Below are 15,964 nucleotides of genomic sequence, written 5' to 3'. Positions count from 1 at the left end.
ACCCCTGATTACAGAAACGACCGGGAGCTTATATCGATGCGTCGAAACGAGCGCCGCGGCTGGTCTTCGGTCTCGCCTGATCACGAATGTGCGACGCCACGACACCCAGCCCTATCCGATGGACGCGGGCTTGAGAATGTCGTCCAACCCGATCCGGCGGAGAAGTTCCATGCGGACGCTGTCGGCGATGGCGTTGACGGCTGCGGCTCCGTCGTCGTCAGGACCGAAATGAACTCTCAGCGGCCGTTGTCCGAATGGCATGCCGACGACATCGGCTATGGCGGTCGCGACGTCTTGCGGAGTTCGATCCTTCGCCGGAAGCTGCGCAAGTGCCGATTGCGCGATCTCGCTCACGTCGGCCGTCGGACCATCCGCGTATTCCTCGGCCCGCGCCGTGTCGAGCGGTCGGCCGGAGCGAATGTAGTGGCCGGGTCCGAGCGCACTGGGGACCACGATCGTCGTCTCGACGCCCCAGCGCGCGAGCTCGCCCGCATAGCCGAGCGCCAGTGCATCGAGGGCGGCCTTTGACGAAGCATAGGCTCCCAGGAAAGGAACCGAGGCGCCACGTGCGCTGCTCGATGAGACCCAAATCAGCAGGCCCTGGCCCTGCTTGCGCAACTGGGGCAATGCGGCCCGATTGACCCGTTGCGCATTCAGCACGTTGGTGTCGTAGAGCTCGGCAAGCTGGTCCGGCGTAAAGGCCTCCGCCGGTCCGTAGATGACCTGTCGGGCATTGTGCACGATCACGTCGAGGCGGTTGTTCTCGGCGACGATGGCATCGATGGCCGAATTCACGGAGGCTTCCGAGGCGACGTCGAACGCGATGGTTCGGAGTTCCGCGCCGTGCTTGCCGGCGTCCTCGACGCCGTGATCATCGTGGCCCTTCGTTTCCTGCATCGAAACGTAGACCGTGTGGCCGGCTTGCGCCAATGTCTTGCAGGTGCTTCGTCCGATGCTGTTTGCAGCTCCTGTGACGATGATCACTTTGCTCATTCGAACCCCAATCGCACTCCAGCTTCCGCAAAGACGCCAGCGTCGTCGCGACACGTTCATCGTTCGTCGATCGACCGCTGGCCTTGTGCGAAGAGCCTTTGAACTAGGCCCCGGCGCAAAGCGGGTCTTTCGAGCCCGGTGAGTGATTTTCAGATCGCACGAAATATTTCGAGAAAGCCCGAAATCCGGTGAGGACGAGCCCCGCATACTGGGCAAGCACGAACGTGCCTTCGCGAAATTGGCGATCCGGTTTCAGAAGATCGCGGCCGTGGTCGCCAGCTACAACGGAACCCGAGCCGCTCGACAGAACGGGCCGTGGGGCCGGTCTGCGGGGCGGCTTGCGTATTGCAAGGAGAAGCGATGAATCAGTCAGGCAACCTGCCGCGCTCGAGGCTCGGCTCGCTGGTGCTGATTGTGGCCGTCCTCGGGGGCGGTGCTGCCGCGTTTGCCTACACTGCTGGGTGGTTCTCGCCCGGGCGCCTGACGCCGGATCTGATGATCGCGGCGCTCACGCCCCCGAGTGGCCCGCCGCTCGGGCACCGGCGAAATCATGCCAAGGGAATCTGCTTCACCGGCGCCTTCGAGGCGAACGGGAACGGCGTGGAACTCTCGAAAGCCAGGGTCTTCGAGCGAGGCACGTATCCGGCTCTGGGCCGCTTCAATCTTGGCACTGCCGATCCGAACGCCGTGGACGCAACCGCGCGCGTGCGCGGTTTGGGATTGCAGATCGCAACGGCGGATGGCGAAGAGTGGCGGATGGCGATGATCAATCCGCCGTTCTTTGCAGTCTCCACGCCGCAGGCGTTTCACGACCTGTTGATTGCATCCGGCAAGAAGGATCCGGAGGCGATGAAGGCGTTCATCCAGGCAAATCCGGAATTCGCCGCCTTCGCGGCCTGGGCCAAAACGGCGCCCTGGACCGCCAGCTATGCGGAGGAGCCTTACCACGGGCTCAACAGTTTCATCTTCACGGATGCGAAGGGCGCAGAGCATGCGGTGCGATGGTCGCTGCTGCCGACGGCGGAGGTCGTTCCACTGTCACAAGCCGAGCTGGAAAAGCGCGGTCCCGATTTTCTTGAGCAGGAGATAGCGGAACGGGTCCGGATCGCCGGCCCGCAACGCTGGACCATGGTCACGACCGTCGCCGATCCCGGTGATCCGACCGCGGACCCGAGCAAGCCCTGGCCTGAGAGCCGCCGTACGGTGCAGGTCGGAACGCTCATCGTGCAGCGGATCGAACCGGAGCGGGATGGGCCCTGCCGCGACATCAACTTCGATCCGACGGTGCTGCCGCAGGGAATCCGGGTGTCGGACGATCCTTTCCCGGCCGCGCGCTCGTCGGTCTACCGCAAGTCCTACGATTTGCGTGCGGCCGAAGCCCGGGATTATCCTCGAACCGAGACCGCCAGGCCATGAGCAATGCTCCTCATCGTTTCGCCCTGCTTCAGCGGCTCCTGCACTGGTTGATGGCAGTCTGTATTATCGCCATGCTCTTCATCGGCGTCGGCATGGTGTCCACCGTGGCGCCGACATATCTGCCGCTGATCCTGATCCACAAGACGCTCGGCGTCACTCTCCTGGCTCTCGTCGTGATCAGGTTGGCTCTGCGGCGCCACTACAGCGCGCCACCGTTGCCGGCTGATCTTCCGCCGGCGATGAAGCTGGGAGCACGTTTGTCGCACCAGCTCCTGTATGGCTTCATGATCGTGATGCCATTGCTGGGGCTCGGCATGTTTTGGGCTGCGGCCTATCCAGTCGTTCTGTATGGCGGCATTCGAATTCCGGCGTTGCTGCCGCAGAGCGACCGCCTGCACACGCTGTTGTGGAATGCCCATGTCTATCTGGGCTTTGCGTTCTTTGCCCTCGTGCTGCTGCATCTGGTGGCAGGGCTGTTCCACGCGTTGATCCGCCGCGACGGCGTATTCGGGACGATCGCGCTCCTGCCGTTGCGGAACAGGACGACGCCGGTGGAATGAACGCTTCGCGCGCCGGCGAAGCGTGCGGCTAAAGTTTTTCAACCTCCAACAAGGATGACGACAATGAGCAAAGCGGATCTCCAGAGCCCGACGGATCTCGGGGCCAATGCGAACCGGGACATTCCAGCCGCGCTGAGAGCGCTGCTGGCCGATGTCTTCGCGCTGTACTTGAAGACCAAGAACTTCCACTGGCACGTATCCGGCAGGCACTTCCGCGACTATCACCTGCTGCTCGACGAGCAGGCCGAGCAGATCTTTGCCATGACCGACGACATTGCCGAGCGGGCGCGCAAGATCGGCGGCACGACGCTGCGCTCGATCGGCCAGATCGCGCGCGAGCAGCGCATTCTCGACAACGACGCGGATTATGTCGAACCCCAGGACATGCTCGCCGAGCTGCGCAGCGACAACCAGCAGCTGACGCGGGAAATGCGTCGGGTCCACGAGCTTTGCGACGAGTATGGCGACGTCGCCACCGCAAGCCTGCTGGAAAACTGGATCGATGAGACGGAGCGGCGGATCTGGTTCCTGTACGAGACCGGACGAAGCGGCCCGAATTCGTAGGCACAGGATGCCGGGTCGATGACGAGCTTGCCTTGGTGATCGACCTGGTGTCGAAGGCGGCCGATCGCTGCGACGCCGCGGAAGCGAGGGCGACCTTCGCTTCCGCGCAGGGGTGGTTGGAAGTCCATGCGCGACTCTACCATCTCACTGCCGTTGCATCTGCCAAAGATGGCTGCAGACCTGCCTTGAACGCTCGCCGTTTGATCGTGAGCCCACCGAAAAGACCCGCATCGTGCGGATGAAACAATATCGCGGCATCCTCGAAAGATGACCCCGAGCGAAACTCTGTACGCTTGCTCCCATCCATGACCGCTAGGCCGGTCGCACGTACAAGGGTCAAGTCATGACGGACATGTCGAACTCGAAGGCGTCGCTCGGAAGAGCCATTCACGCGATTGCCGGAAAATGGGGCTGGTTCGTTGCACTGGGGGTTGGCGAACTGATCCTCGGCGGCATTGCGTCGGCCAATCTGATGGCGGCGAGCTTGGCCTCCGTGCTCGTCATTGGAGCGACCATGGCAGTCGCCGGGATCTTCCAGATCGTGCATGCCTTCTCCGTGCACGGCCTGCGGGGTTTCCTGTTCTGGCTGTTCGCCGGGATCATCTATGGCGCCGCCGGAGCCGTCATCCTCTACGATCCGCTACTGGCTTCGTTCACACTGTCGCTCGCAATGTGCGCTTTCCTGGTCTTCGCCGGGGTGACGCGGATCTGGGTAGGCTTCCATATGCGGCCGGCCGCAGGCTGGCGCTGGATAGTGGCCGCCGGCGTCGTGACGTTCTGCGTCGGCGTGATGCTGGTTGCAGCCTGGCCGACCATTGGCCTGTGGCTACTCGGTGCGATGCTGGTCGTCGATCTGATCTTCCAGGGATGGGGCTTCATTGCGTTCGGGCTCGCCCTCAGAAACCGGGCCTCGCGACATTCGGCCGAGCCGGCGACGGTGTGAGCCATGATGACGGGTTCGACATTCACGCGGCACCGGGAGATCGCCTGGCGCGGCGGCCGCACGAGGTCGACGTCGCGATTGGTCGCCGAGGAGAGCGCCATCGCGCTGACCTACAACGGGTCGACCTATGCGGTGATGATGGGGACCCCGGCCGATCTGGAGGATTTCGGTGTCGGCTTCAGCCTCACCGAAGGAATCATCGGCCGCGCAAGCGAGATCAGGAGCATCGAGCTGATCTCGAACGAGCTTGGCGTGGAGGTGCGGATGTGGCTCGATGGTGACCGCGCTGCGTCCCTGGCCTCGCGCCGCCGCGCCATCAGCGGTCCCGTCGGGTGCGGGCTATGCGGCATCGAAAGCCTCGAACAGGCACGTCGTGCGCCGTCGCCGGTCGAGGGCCCCGGCGTTGCCTTTCACGCACGGGACCTGCTGAGCGCCATGCAGGCTCTGTCTCCTCTCCAGACATTGAACCAACAGACGAGATCCGTTCACGCGGCGGCCTTCTGGCAGCCTCGCGCCGGCATTGCCGTGGTCAGGGAGGATGTCGGCCGGCACAATGCGCTCGACAAGCTCGCCGGTGCAATCGTTCGCGACGGCAACTCGGCTCGTGACGGCGCTGTGCTGCTGACGAGCCGCGTTTCGGTAGAGATGGTGCAGAAGGCTGCGATGATCGGCGCGCCGGTCGTCGTTGCCGTTTCCGCGCCGACCGCGCTCGCCATCCAGACAGCGAACGAGGCGGGAATCACGTTGCTCGCCGTCGCCCGCGATGACGGATACGGCGTATTCACGCATCCGCGCCGCGTTCTGCTGCCTGAAGAGGCCGCGCCGCACGCCGGCTGCTGACCTCGCGGACCGGACATGGCGATGCAAGCCGCATCAACGGAGCCCTTGGCCGAGACGCGCGTCGAGGCCTGCGCTCCGGAACGATCGCTGCTGGTTGCCTCTCTCCTGAGCATGTCGGGGGGCTTCCTCGACGCCTTCACGTGGCTGTCGCTGGGCGTCTTCGCGAGTTCGCAGACCGGCAACGTCGTCTTCCTCGGGATCGACGCCCAGTCCGGGCAATGGCTGCGCGCGCTTCACCATCTCCTTCCGATCGTGGCCTTCGTCCTGGGGGCGGTGGTGGCGGCCCGCACCCGGGCGGCGCTGCGCTGTCTCGTCGGAGAAATCGTCTGCCTTGCCACGGCGATGCTGCTGCTTCATCGCGTTCCCGATCAGATCGTGATTCTTGTCATCTCCTTCGGCGTCGCGTTGCAGTCGGCGAGTTTCAGGCAGGTTGGACGCTGGAAGTACCTCTCGGTCACTGCCAGTGGAAACATGCTCCGCGCCATCGATCAGTTCGTTGCCGCGTCCGATCGCGATGCGGCGCGCGGCGGTGGAGCGATGGTTGCGATCTGCCTGATGTTCCTGCTGGGAGCCGCTGTCGGTGGCTGCGTGACGAAGTGGCTGGGAACCTGGAGCCTCGCTCTGCCGATCGCATTGTCGGGGTACGTTCTCTGGCTCTGCCGGCATCGAAGCCATCAGCATTGAAGCCGTGCGATTGCCTGAGTGTTCACGCGCAACGCGCGCTCGCTCGTTGCAGGTCGAGGCGCCCACCATGCCATTCGGAAAAAGGACGTTCGTTCGCGGAAGCGTGTGCGCCGTGCCGTCCGTACACTTTAGGTCGGCGCCGCAAGAGTGCTCCCGACATCAACTGCCACGAGAGGCAAAGGATGAACGACCTCCGCAAAGAGACAGACAGCCTGGGTGAAGTGAACGTTCCCGCGGACAAGCTCTGGGGCGCGCAGACGCAGCGCTCGCTCGAGCATTTCAGCATCGGCCGGGACCTGATGCCGCGCGAAATGATCCAGTCCTACGCGATCCTGAAGAAAGCGGCCGCGAATGCGAATTACGCCGGCGGCCGTCTCGACGGCAAGATTCACAAACTGATCGTCCACACCTGCGACGAGATTCTCGCCGGCCAGCATCACGACATGTTTCCCCTTCACGTCTGGATGACGGGTAGCGGAACGCAGTTCAACATGAACGTGAACGAGGTGATCTCGAACCGATGCTGCCAGCTTGCTGGCACGGCGCTCGGCAGCAAGCTGCCGGTTCATCCGAACGATCACGTCAACATGTCGCAGTCGTCGAACGACAGCTTCCCGTCGGCCATGTACATCGCGGCCGCGATGAACGTGACGCAACGGCTGGTTCCCGCGGTCGAAGCTCTGCACGATGCGATCGCGGCGAAATCGAACCAGTGGGACGACATCGTCAAGATCGGCCGAACCCACATGCAGGATGCCACACCCCTGACGCTCGGGCAGGAGTGGTCCGGTTATGCCGCGATGCTCGCCGACGGTCTGGCGCGCATCGACGACGCGCTCAAGGGCGTCTTCCGCCTCGCGCTGGGCGGCACCGCCGTGGGCACCGGGATTAACGCGGCGCCGGGCTTTGCAGAAGCCGTCGCAGCCGAGATCGCGCGGTTGACGGGCCTGCCCTTCGTCAGTGCGCCGAACAAGTTCGCCGTGCAGGGCGCGCACGACGCGCTGGTGCAGCTCTCCGGCACACTGCGCACGCTCGCCGGCTCGCTCTACAAGATCGCAAACGACATCCGCCTTCTGTCCTGCGGTCCGCGCGCGGGCTTTGCCGAGTTGCGGATTCCCGAGAACGAGCCGGGCTCGTCGATCATGCCGGGCAAGGTCAATCCGACGCAGGCTGAGGCGCTGACGATGATCGCCGTGCAGGTGATGGCGAACGACGTCGCCGTCGGGTTCGGTGGCGCCGGCGGCTATCTGGAGATGAACGTCTACAAGCCGCTGATCATCCACAACATCGCGCAATCCGTCACCATCCTCACCGACGGCTGCACGAACTTCCGCACCTTCCTGGTCGAGGGTACCGAGCCGAACCGCAAGAAGATCAAGGAATATGTCGAGCGGTCGCTGATGCTCGTGACCGCCCTGGCGCCGGTGATCGGCTACGACAAGGCATCGCGGATCGCGCATTACGCGATGGACAACGATCTCACGCTGAAGTCGGCGGCGCTGAAGCTCGGCTTCGTGACCGAGCCGGAGTTCGACCGCATCGTGGATCCCGCCAAGATGGTCAAGCCCTACGTTGCCGAGATCAAGGTGCCGCTCGCAATCGGTGCGAAAACCCGTTGAAGGGAGCAAGGGCCATGATGCGGCCCGCACCACGCCGCGCAGGCAAAGCAGAAAACATGCAAGGAGAGACACGATGATCCGCTGTGTGCGTCTATGGACCGGAGAGGATAACAACTCGCATTTCGAGGAAGGTTTCCTCGAGCTGGAGCCGGGCCAGCGTGGCGACTTCCTGACCGGCAAGATCGATGCCGTCAGCGTCTCCTTCCAGGAGACGGAATCAGGCGGGGCTTTCGCCTGGCACACCGCGCCGATCCGGCAGCTCGTGATCACGCTGAGCGGAACGCTCGATTTCCAGACGCGTGACGGCCACCACTTCCTGATTCACCCCGGCAACGTCCTGCTTGCCGAAGACACCGCCGGCTCGGGGCACAGCTGGAAATTGACCGACGATTCGTCCTGGCGCCGTGCCTACGTGATCCTGCGGCCGGGAGCCGATGTGCCGTTCCGCGCCAGGACGCGGCAATCGGTGCAGGCCTGATCGAGCTATCCGGAACAGCAACACCCAACGAAGGAAAAAGCCATGCCAGCAGCTTCCGACCGCGAAACCGACGTCGTTCTCATTGGCGCAGGCATCATGAGCGCCACCCTCGGCGCGTTCCTCAAGGAGCTCGAGCCCTCCCTGACGATTCAGATGCTCGAGACTCTCGATGATTGCGCGCAGGAGAGCTCGGACTCCTGGAACAACGCCGGGACCGGCCACGCGGCGAACTGCGAGATGAACTACACGCCGCAGCGGCCCGACGGCAGCATCGACATCTCCAAGGCGCTCCAGGTCAACGTCGAGTTCGATCTGTCCCGGCAATTCTGGTCTTATCTCGTCGGGCGGGGCGCGATCGCCGACCCCCGGTCCTTCATCCATCCGGTGCCGCATATGAGCTTCGTGCACGGCACGGAGAATGTTGAATTTCTCCGCAAGCGGTTCAAGGCGATGTCGGCCCATCATTGCTATGAGGGCATGGAGCATACCGAGGATCCCAAGAAGATTGCCGAATGGGCGCCGCTGGTGATGGACGGACGGAGCGGCGACGAGCCGGTCGCCGCAACGCGGATCATCACCGGCACCGACGTCGATTACGGCGCGTTGACGCATCTGCTGGTTGGTCATCTCGTCAGCCAGCCGGGTTGCGCGGTCCACTACAACAGCTGCGTCACCGGCCTGGACCGGGAGCAGGGCGGGCGGTGGCGCGTCGAGGTGCGCGACACCGAGAGTGGCGAGACGCGCTCGGTTCGCGCAAAGTTCGTCTTCATCGGTGCCGGCGGCGGCGCGCTGCCGCTGCTGGAGAAATCCGGCCTTCCGGAAGGGCGCGGTTATGGCGGTTTTCCGGTCAGCGGGATCTGGCTGCGCTGCGACGATCCGGAGATCAACGGGCGTCATCATGCCAAGGTCTACGGCAAGGCGGCGGTCGGTTCTCCGCCGATGTCCGTGCCGCACCTCGACACGCGCGTGATCGGCGGCCAGCGCTCATTGCTGTTCGGCCCCTATGCGGGCTTCTCGAGCAAATTCCTCAAGCACGGCTCGCTGCTGGACCTCTTCGAGTCCATTCGTCCTGCCAACGTCAAGCCGCTGCTCTCGGTGGCGCGCGACAATTTCGATCTCACCGAATATCTGGTCGGGCAGGTGCTGCAATCCGAGAGCCACCGGCTTGCGGCGCTCGACGAATATTTCCCGAAGGCCGACCCGAAGGACTGGAGGCTGCAGGTCGCCGGCCAGCGCGTCCAGATCATCAAGCCCGATGTCAAGCGCGGCGGTCTGCTCGAATTCGGGACCGAGCTCGTCGGCGCGGACGATCATTCGCTGGTCGCGCTTCTCGGCGCCTCGCCGGGCGCCTCCACGGCGGCATTCATCGCCATCAGCGTGCTCGAAAAGTGCTTTGCCGGAGAGCTGACGGCGAGCGCCTGGCTGCCGAAGCTGAAGCAGATCGTCCCGTCCTATGGTGTGTCGTTGATCGACGACGCGGATTTCTGTCGTCAGATTCGAGCGACGACGGCGGAGGTTCTCAAGGTCGACAACATTCCGCAGCCGGCCGCACGCGCGCCGGCGGCCGCGAAGCGGGCGTGAACGAACGGGAGAATGTCCGATGGATCCGACGGCACTCCTCCTGTCGCGGCTGCAGTTCGCCTTCACCATCTCGTTCCACATCATCTTTCCGGCGTTCACGATTGGGCTTGCCGCCTGGCTCACCGTGCTCGAGGCGATGCACCAGTATAGTGGCAAGCCCGTCTACCGGACCCTGTTCGAGTTCTGGCTGAAGATCTTCGGCGTGGCCTTCGGCATGGGCGTCGTGTCGGGCGTGGTGATGGCGTTTCAGTTCGGAACGAACTGGAGCGTGCTCTCGAAGATGTCGGGTCCGATCCAGGGCCCGCTGCTCTCCTACGAGACATTCACCGCCTTCATGCTGGAGGCAGGCTTCTTCGGCATCCTCATCTTCGGCCGGCCCCGGGTGCCGCCGTGGTTCTACCTGTTCTCGACGACGATGGTCGCGCTCGGAACCACGCTTTCGGCGTTCTGGATCATGGTCAACAACAGCTGGATGCAGGTGCCGACCGGCTACGTCCTGCAGAACGGCCAGTTCGTACCGAACGATTGGGCGCAGATCATCTTCAATCGCGTGGTCTGGGTCCGGTTTCCGCACATGCTGCTCGCGTCCTATCTGACCGGCGCGTTCTGCGTGGCCGCAACCGGCGCGTGGTATCTGCTGCGACGGACCTATCGCGCCGAGGCCCATGTCATGCTGCGGATGGGCCTTGCGCTTGCGGCGGTGCTGCTCCCGGTCCAGCTCTTCATTGGGCATCTCGTCGGCGACTATGTTCACGACTACCAGCCGGCCAAGTTCGCCGCGATCGAGGCGCGTTGGCATGACGAGCAGCCCGCCTCGGAGGTGCTGATCGCGATCCCGGATTCGAGCACCGAATCCAACAAATATGCGATATCGATTCCGGTGCTCGGGAGCATCATCGGCAGCATGAGCCTGACCTCGAAAGAGGTCGGCCTCTCCAGCTTCGCGCCGCAGGACCGGCCGCCGGTGGCGATCCCGTTCTTTGCCTTCCGCGTCATGGTCGGCTGCGGCTTCGTGATGCTGGGGCTCGCGTGGTTCGGGACCTGGCTCGGCCTCAAGCATCGGCTCGATCGGAGCCGCCTGCTGCTGTGGGGCATTTTCCTCAGCTTCCCGCTGCCGTGGATCGCGATTCTCACCGGCTGGTACACCGCGGAGGTCGGCCGCCAGCCGTGGACGGTCTACGGCGTATTGCGGACCGCCGATGCCGTGACGCCGTCTCTGACAGCGGCCGCCGCGACGGCTTCGCTGATCCTGTTCGTTGCTGTCTATGCCTTCATCTTCTCGTTCGGGACTTACTACATCTACCGGCTGCTGCGCGCCGGCCCGGCGGGACTGGGCGGCAAGCCCCTGCACGTTCCCGTCCCCAATCGGCCGATGTCGCTCGCCGACCAGGTGCCGGCCTCGCACAGCTACCTCGAAGCGGGAGAATAGAATGGTGATGTTCTGGGTTGCGCTGCTCGCCATCAGCATCCTGATCTATCTTCTGCTGGACGGGTTCGATCTCGGCGTCGGCATGCTGTTTGGCCTCGCCGATGGCGAGGCGAGGCGTGACGAGATGCTGCGCACGATCGCTCCGGTCTGGGATGGCAACGAGACCTGGCTGGTCGTCACCGGCGTGATCATGTGGGGGGCGTTCCCCGTGGTCTATGCCATGCTGATGCCCGCCTTCTACATCCCGGTCGTGGTCATGCTGCTGGGATTGATCCTGCGCGGCGTTGCGTTCGAATTTCGCGGCAAGGCCTCGCGCTCGCGCCGGGTCTGGGACGTCAGCTTCACCGTGGGATCGTTTGCCGCAAGCTTCATGCAGGGCTCGATGGTCGGAGCGCTCGTCGAGGGACTGCAATTCTCCAACGGCGAATTTGTCGGCGGAACTTTCGGCTGGCTGACCGGCTTTTCGGTCCTGTGCGGGATCGGCCTGTGCTTCGGCTACGCGCTGCTCGGTGCCTGCTGGCTGGTGGGGAAGTGCGAGGGTCCGATCCGCGAAGCCACCCGGCGTCAGATCCCATTGCTCGCGGTCGCCGTGCTGGCCTTTCTCGTTGTCGTCTTCACGCATGCGCTTGTCGAGCATCTGCCAATCCTGCGCCGATGGATCGAGCGGCCCTATCTGTTCGTGTTTCCCCTCATCGGCGCGGGTGCTGCTGCAGTGCTCGCGACGAGTATTCTGCGCCATGACGATTATTGGCCGTTCCACATGGTCGCGCTGATCTTTGCGTCGGCCTTCGGCACGCTTGCCTTGTCTTTCTGGCCCTATATGATCCCGTTCGTCATCACGATCGAGGAGGCGGCGGCGCCTCATGCGAGCCTCGCCTTTATGTTCTGGGGCGCGGGCCTGTTCGTGTTCCCGCTGATGTTGCTCTATGTCGCGGTGGGTTATCGCGTCTTTCGCGGCAAGACGGCTGCGGCGGCGGACCACTACTGACGGCTACAGGCTCGAACCGCGAATAAAAGAAAGGCGCCGGTTTCGGCGCCTTTCTCGTTCAGACCGTCTAAGGCCTTGCTTCAGGACTTGGGCATGACGCCCGGGCCGTTGTCCGGCCATTGCGCGATCAGCTTCTCGTCGATGTTGAAATGCTGGGCCACCAGCTTGGGCGGCGTGTGCGTCAGCCAGTTGGAGAGCGACACCTCCTCGTAGCGCGGCGCGCGGAACACGCCGACGAACTGCAGCTCGGTGTCGCCGACATTCTCGACATAATGGCCGAGATTGCGCCGGACATAGCCGATGTCGCCGGCCGAGAAATCCGTCGTCAGCGCGTTGGGGCCGGTGTCGAACACCGTCATCCGCGCCTTGCCCTTGATGTAGTACTGCCACTCGTCGGCATTCGGATGCCAGTGCATCTCCCGGACCGCGCCCGGCGGCATCGTCACCAGCGCCGCGGCGACGGTGGTGGCGACCTTGAAGTTGCTGCTGTCGGCGACGCGGATGCTGCCGGCGGCGCTCTCCTTGACGGGAGGCGAGCTGCCGAGCGAATGGATGAAGGGATAGGGCGGCGCTTCGGCGTGCCTGGAGACCGCCGCGCGATCGTCGGCGAGATCGCCGGGCACCGTACCCTGGAAGATCCAGCGATTGTGCAGCGGGATCTTCGCGAAGGCGTCGGCCGGCACGCCGAAATTCTTCGCCAGCACCTCGGGCGGCGTATGGGCCAGCCAGTCCGTCACCAGCAGCGTGTTGAATTCGTTGGCGTGGCCGTCGTCGAAGCAGATCACGAACTCACAGCCGTCGGGGCCCAAGCCCTGCAGCGAATGCGGCGCGCCCGGCGGGAAATACCAGAGGTCGCCGGCCTTGAGATCGCCGACATAGGGGCGCCCCTGCGTGTCGAGCACGGTGATGCGGCAGGAGCCGTAGGTCATGATCGCCCATTCGGCCGCTTGATGCCAATGCAGCTCGCGGATACCGCCCGCGGACAGGCGCATGTTGACGCCGGAGATTTCCTTCGAGATGGCGAAGTCCTCGACGGTGACCTGACGAGCCCAGCCACCGTTTTGGATGCGTCGCGGCGCATTGTTGAACGAGGCCCAATCCATCGGCAGGCCGCCGACGTCCGTCGCTGGCGGCGTTTGTGCGGAAGGGAATTGCTTGGCCAGTTCGGGATTTTGCGGACCGGGATCGCTCAGGCTCCCGGGGCTCTTGGCGTTGACGGCGCCTTGCGGCGGCTCGTCCGGATTGCCGAAGGTTGCCGCCTGCGCACTGGAACCGACCATGGCGGCGCCTGCCGCGGACATGGCCAGCAAATCACGTCGTGAAAACATGGGGGGCCTCTCCTAAAAATCATCGAAAGCCCTCTGTCGCGCGGGGGCTCAAGATGCCCAGCCTAGTTCCTTGCTGCCGGCACAGCTTCCGCGAACGGCTTTCCTTTTTCCGGAATGCACTGGCTGCTTCAGCCGCCCGGCCGGGTTCGAACGTGTGCAATTGAGAAATTCGGCGTCGTTTTGAAAAGACGGCTCTGCCCGCGCGATCCTTAACTGGTTCGGAGAATTGCCATACCGAGAGATATCGAGATGACCACGAAATCGGTTCGTCCCTATCGTGAACCCGCCGGCGGCTGGGGCGCACTCAAGGCGCTCAGCGAAGCACTCCTGGTGCAGCGGGTGCCGCTGAAGGGCGCGGCGACGCTGAGCCGGATGAATCAGCCGGAGGGCTTTGATTGCCCCGGCTGCGCGTGGCCCGATCCGAAGCACACCTCGTCCTTCGAATTCTGCGAGAACGGCGGCAAGGCGGTCGCTTGGGAGGCAACGTCGAAGCGCTGCACGCCCGAATTCTTCGCCGAGCACACGGTCACCGAGCTTACGAGCTGGAACGATTACGATCTCGAAATGGTCGGGCGGCTCACCCATCCGATGGCCTATGATGCCGCATCCGACCGCTATCTCCCGGTCGAGTGGAGCGATGCATTCGACATGATCGGTCGCGAGCTTCGGGCCTTGCCGGATCCGAACATGGCGGAGTTCTACACGTCCGGGCGGACCTCGAACGAGGCCGCCTTCCTCTATCAGCTCTTCGTGCGCGAGTACGGCACCAACAATTTTCCCGACTGCTCGAACATGTGCCACGAGGCGACCAGCGTCGGCCTGCCTTACTCGCTCGGCGTCGGCAAGGGCACCGTGCTGCTGGAGGATTTCGACAAGGCCGATTGCATCTTCATCTTCGGTCAGAATCCCGGCACCAACAGCCCGCGGATGATGACCAGCCTGCGCAATGCGGCACGCCGCGGCGCCTCCATCATCTCCTTCAATCCGTTCCGCGAGCGAGCGCTGGAGCGTTTCCAGGCGCCGCAGAGCCCGATCGAGATGATCACACTGTCGTCGACGGCGATCAGCTCAAAACTCTTCCAGGTACGGGTCGGCGGCGACGTCGCCGTCCTCAAGGGAATCATGAAGATCCTTGTGGAGGCCGACGAAGCAGCCCGCGCCGCCGAGCGGCCGGAGATCCTGGACTGGGATTTCATCCGCGGTCACACCGTCGGCGTCGAGGCGTTGATCGACGATCTCAAGCGCACGCAATGGCCGGACATCGAACGTCAGTCCGGCCTGACGCGCGAGGACATGGAATATGCCGCCGGCGCTTATATGAAGGCCGAGCGTGCCATCCTCGTGTACGGCATGGGCATCACCCAGCACTGGCGCGGCGCGAATAACGTGCAGCAGATCGCCAATCTCGCGCTGTTGCGCGGCAATGTGGGGCGCGAAGGCGCCGGCGTCTGCCCGGTTCGCGGTCATTCCAACGTGCAGGGCGATCGGACCGTGGGGATCACGGAAGTCCCCAAGGCAGACTTCCTCGAGCGGCTGGAGCAGCGCTTCGGCTTCAAGCCTCCGACCGCGCCGGGACACAACGTGGTAACCGCGCTGGAAGCCATGATCCGCGGCGAGGTGAAGGCCTTCTTCGCAATGGGCGGCAATTTTGCCGCGGCCATACCGGACTGGCAGGCGACGCAGGCTGCGTTGCGCAATCTCGATCTGACCGCCTACGTCGCCACCAAGCTCAACCGCAGCCATCTCGTTCATGGTCGTGCAGCCTTGATCCTGCCGTGTCTCGGCCGTACCGAGATCGACGTCCAGGCATCGGGGCCGCAGTCGATCACGGTGGAAGACTCGATGTCGATGGTGCATGCGTCCGGCGGCCGCAACAAGCCGGCATCGGAGCATCTCCTCAGCGAGGTCGCGATCATCGCCGGCGTTGCCAAGGCGACGCTGGGAGAGCGCACGGTGGTCGACTGGGATGACTTCGTTGCCGATTACGATCGCATCCGGGATGCGATCGAGGCGGTGTTCCCCATCTTCCAAGGCTACAATGCCCGCATCCGCGTCCCCGGCGGCTTCCATCTCACCTCGACGGCGCGTGAACGCATCTGGGCGACGCCGTCGGGCAAGGCGAACTTCCTGGTCTTCGCGGGTTGCGGCGAGGACCCGCCGCAGGGCGATCCCGATTTCCTGTGGCTCACCACCATACGCAGCCACGATCAGTACAACACGACCCTCTACTCGATGTCGGACCGCTATCGCGGCGTGTTCGGTCAGCGCGACGTGGTGTTCCTCAATGAATACGAGCTGAAGAGGCGGGGACTTGTGGACGGCGATCGCGTCGACCTGATAACCGCCTCGACCGATGGCGCCGAGCGGATCGTGCGCAACTTCCGCGTGGTAGCCTATTCCTTTCCGACGGGCTGCTGTGCTGCGTACTATCCGGAGACCAATCCGCTGGTGCCGCTCTACGCCCGCGATCCGCTCAGCTTCACGCCGTCATACAAGGGCGTCCCGATCCGCCTGGTGCGTTCGGCCGCTACCGGGGAATAG

General features: G+C 64.0%; 14 protein-coding genes. 12 read left to right on the top strand and 2 right to left on the bottom strand.

The annotated features are described in order from the left end of the window. Positions 1–111: 111 nt before the first annotated feature. The gene (locus tag WN73_RS32705; protein WP_028175297.1) at positions 112–993 is read right to left on the bottom strand and encodes an SDR family NAD(P)-dependent oxidoreductase; all 882 of its coding nucleotides are present in this window, start codon (positions 991–993) and stop codon (positions 112–114) included. Positions 994–1,353: 360 nt separating this feature from the next. Between WN73_RS32705 and WN73_RS32700 the strand changes: the two genes are divergently transcribed. The 11 genes from WN73_RS32700 (at position 1,354) to cydB (ending at position 12,095) form a co-directional block, all read left to right on the top strand. Continuing rightward, entirely contained in the window at positions 1,354–2,409 is a 1,056-nt protein-coding gene (locus WN73_RS32700; protein ID WP_271556362.1) for a catalase family peroxidase, read from the top strand. Next, positions 2,406–2,969, top strand: coding sequence for a cytochrome b (locus WN73_RS32695; RefSeq protein ID WP_271556276.1), 564 nt, complete (start codon positions 2,406–2,408; stop codon positions 2,967–2,969). Before WN73_RS32700 ends, WN73_RS32695 begins: the two co-directional genes overlap by 4 nt. A gap of 63 nt (positions 2,970–3,032) precedes the next feature. Continuing rightward, positions 3,033–3,533 carry a Dps family protein gene (locus WN73_RS32690; protein ID WP_028175294.1) on the top strand — a complete coding sequence of 167 codons (501 nt, stop codon included), beginning with the start codon at positions 3,033–3,035 and terminating at the stop codon, positions 3,531–3,533. 343 nt (positions 3,534–3,876) lie between these two features. Next, a complete protein-coding gene (locus WN73_RS32685; RefSeq protein ID WP_271556273.1) occupies positions 3,877–4,476 on the top strand; it encodes an HdeD family acid-resistance protein in 600 nt (199 codons plus the stop codon). A gap of 3 nt (positions 4,477–4,479) precedes the next feature. Next, the gene (gene fdhD, locus WN73_RS32680; RefSeq protein ID WP_271556271.1) at positions 4,480–5,316 is read left to right on the top strand and encodes a formate dehydrogenase accessory sulfurtransferase FdhD; all 837 of its coding nucleotides are present in this window, start codon (positions 4,480–4,482) and stop codon (positions 5,314–5,316) included. 15 nt (positions 5,317–5,331) lie between these two features. Then, entirely contained in the window at positions 5,332–6,000 is a 669-nt protein-coding gene (locus tag WN73_RS32675) for a YoaK family protein (protein ID WP_271556269.1), read from the top strand. 182 nt (positions 6,001–6,182) lie between these two features. Then, positions 6,183–7,619 (top strand): class II fumarate hydratase, encoded by a 1,437-nt coding sequence (gene fumC / locus WN73_RS32670; protein WP_271556267.1) that lies wholly within the window; start codon positions 6,183–6,185, stop codon positions 7,617–7,619. Positions 7,620–7,692: 73 nt separating this feature from the next. Beyond that, positions 7,693–8,097, top strand: coding sequence for a hypothetical protein (locus WN73_RS32665; protein WP_271556265.1), 405 nt, complete (start codon positions 7,693–7,695; stop codon positions 8,095–8,097). 42 nt (positions 8,098–8,139) lie between these two features. Continuing rightward, the gene (gene mqo, locus WN73_RS32660; protein WP_271556263.1) at positions 8,140–9,678 is read left to right on the top strand and encodes a malate dehydrogenase (quinone); all 1,539 of its coding nucleotides are present in this window, start codon (positions 8,140–8,142) and stop codon (positions 9,676–9,678) included. 19 nt (positions 9,679–9,697) lie between these two features. After that, complete coding sequence (locus WN73_RS32655; RefSeq protein ID WP_028175286.1) at positions 9,698–11,107, top strand: cytochrome ubiquinol oxidase subunit I; 1,410 nt, start codon at positions 9,698–9,700, stop codon at positions 11,105–11,107. A 1-nt stretch (position 11,108) separates the two neighbouring features. After that, complete coding sequence (gene cydB / locus WN73_RS32650) at positions 11,109–12,095, top strand: cytochrome d ubiquinol oxidase subunit II (RefSeq protein WP_271556262.1); 987 nt, start codon at positions 11,109–11,111, stop codon at positions 12,093–12,095. 80 nt (positions 12,096–12,175) lie between these two features. Here the strand turns inward: cydB and WN73_RS32645 are convergent, their stop codons facing one another. Further along, positions 12,176–13,423 (bottom strand): oxalate decarboxylase family bicupin, encoded by a 1,248-nt coding sequence (locus WN73_RS32645; RefSeq protein ID WP_011083113.1) that lies wholly within the window; start codon positions 13,421–13,423, stop codon positions 12,176–12,178. Between the two features lie 249 nt (positions 13,424–13,672). On the opposite strand from WN73_RS32645, the gene WN73_RS32640 reads away from it, so the two are divergent. Then, positions 13,673–15,964, top strand: coding sequence for an FdhF/YdeP family oxidoreductase (locus WN73_RS32640; protein WP_011083112.1), 2,292 nt, complete (start codon positions 13,673–13,675; stop codon positions 15,962–15,964).

The sequence above is a fragment of the Bradyrhizobium sp. CCBAU 45394 genome, assembly GCF_028128655.1.
Taxonomy (GTDB): domain Bacteria; phylum Pseudomonadota; class Alphaproteobacteria; order Rhizobiales; family Xanthobacteraceae; genus Bradyrhizobium; species Bradyrhizobium diazoefficiens.
This window is presented reverse-complemented; position numbering and strand designations above follow the sequence as displayed.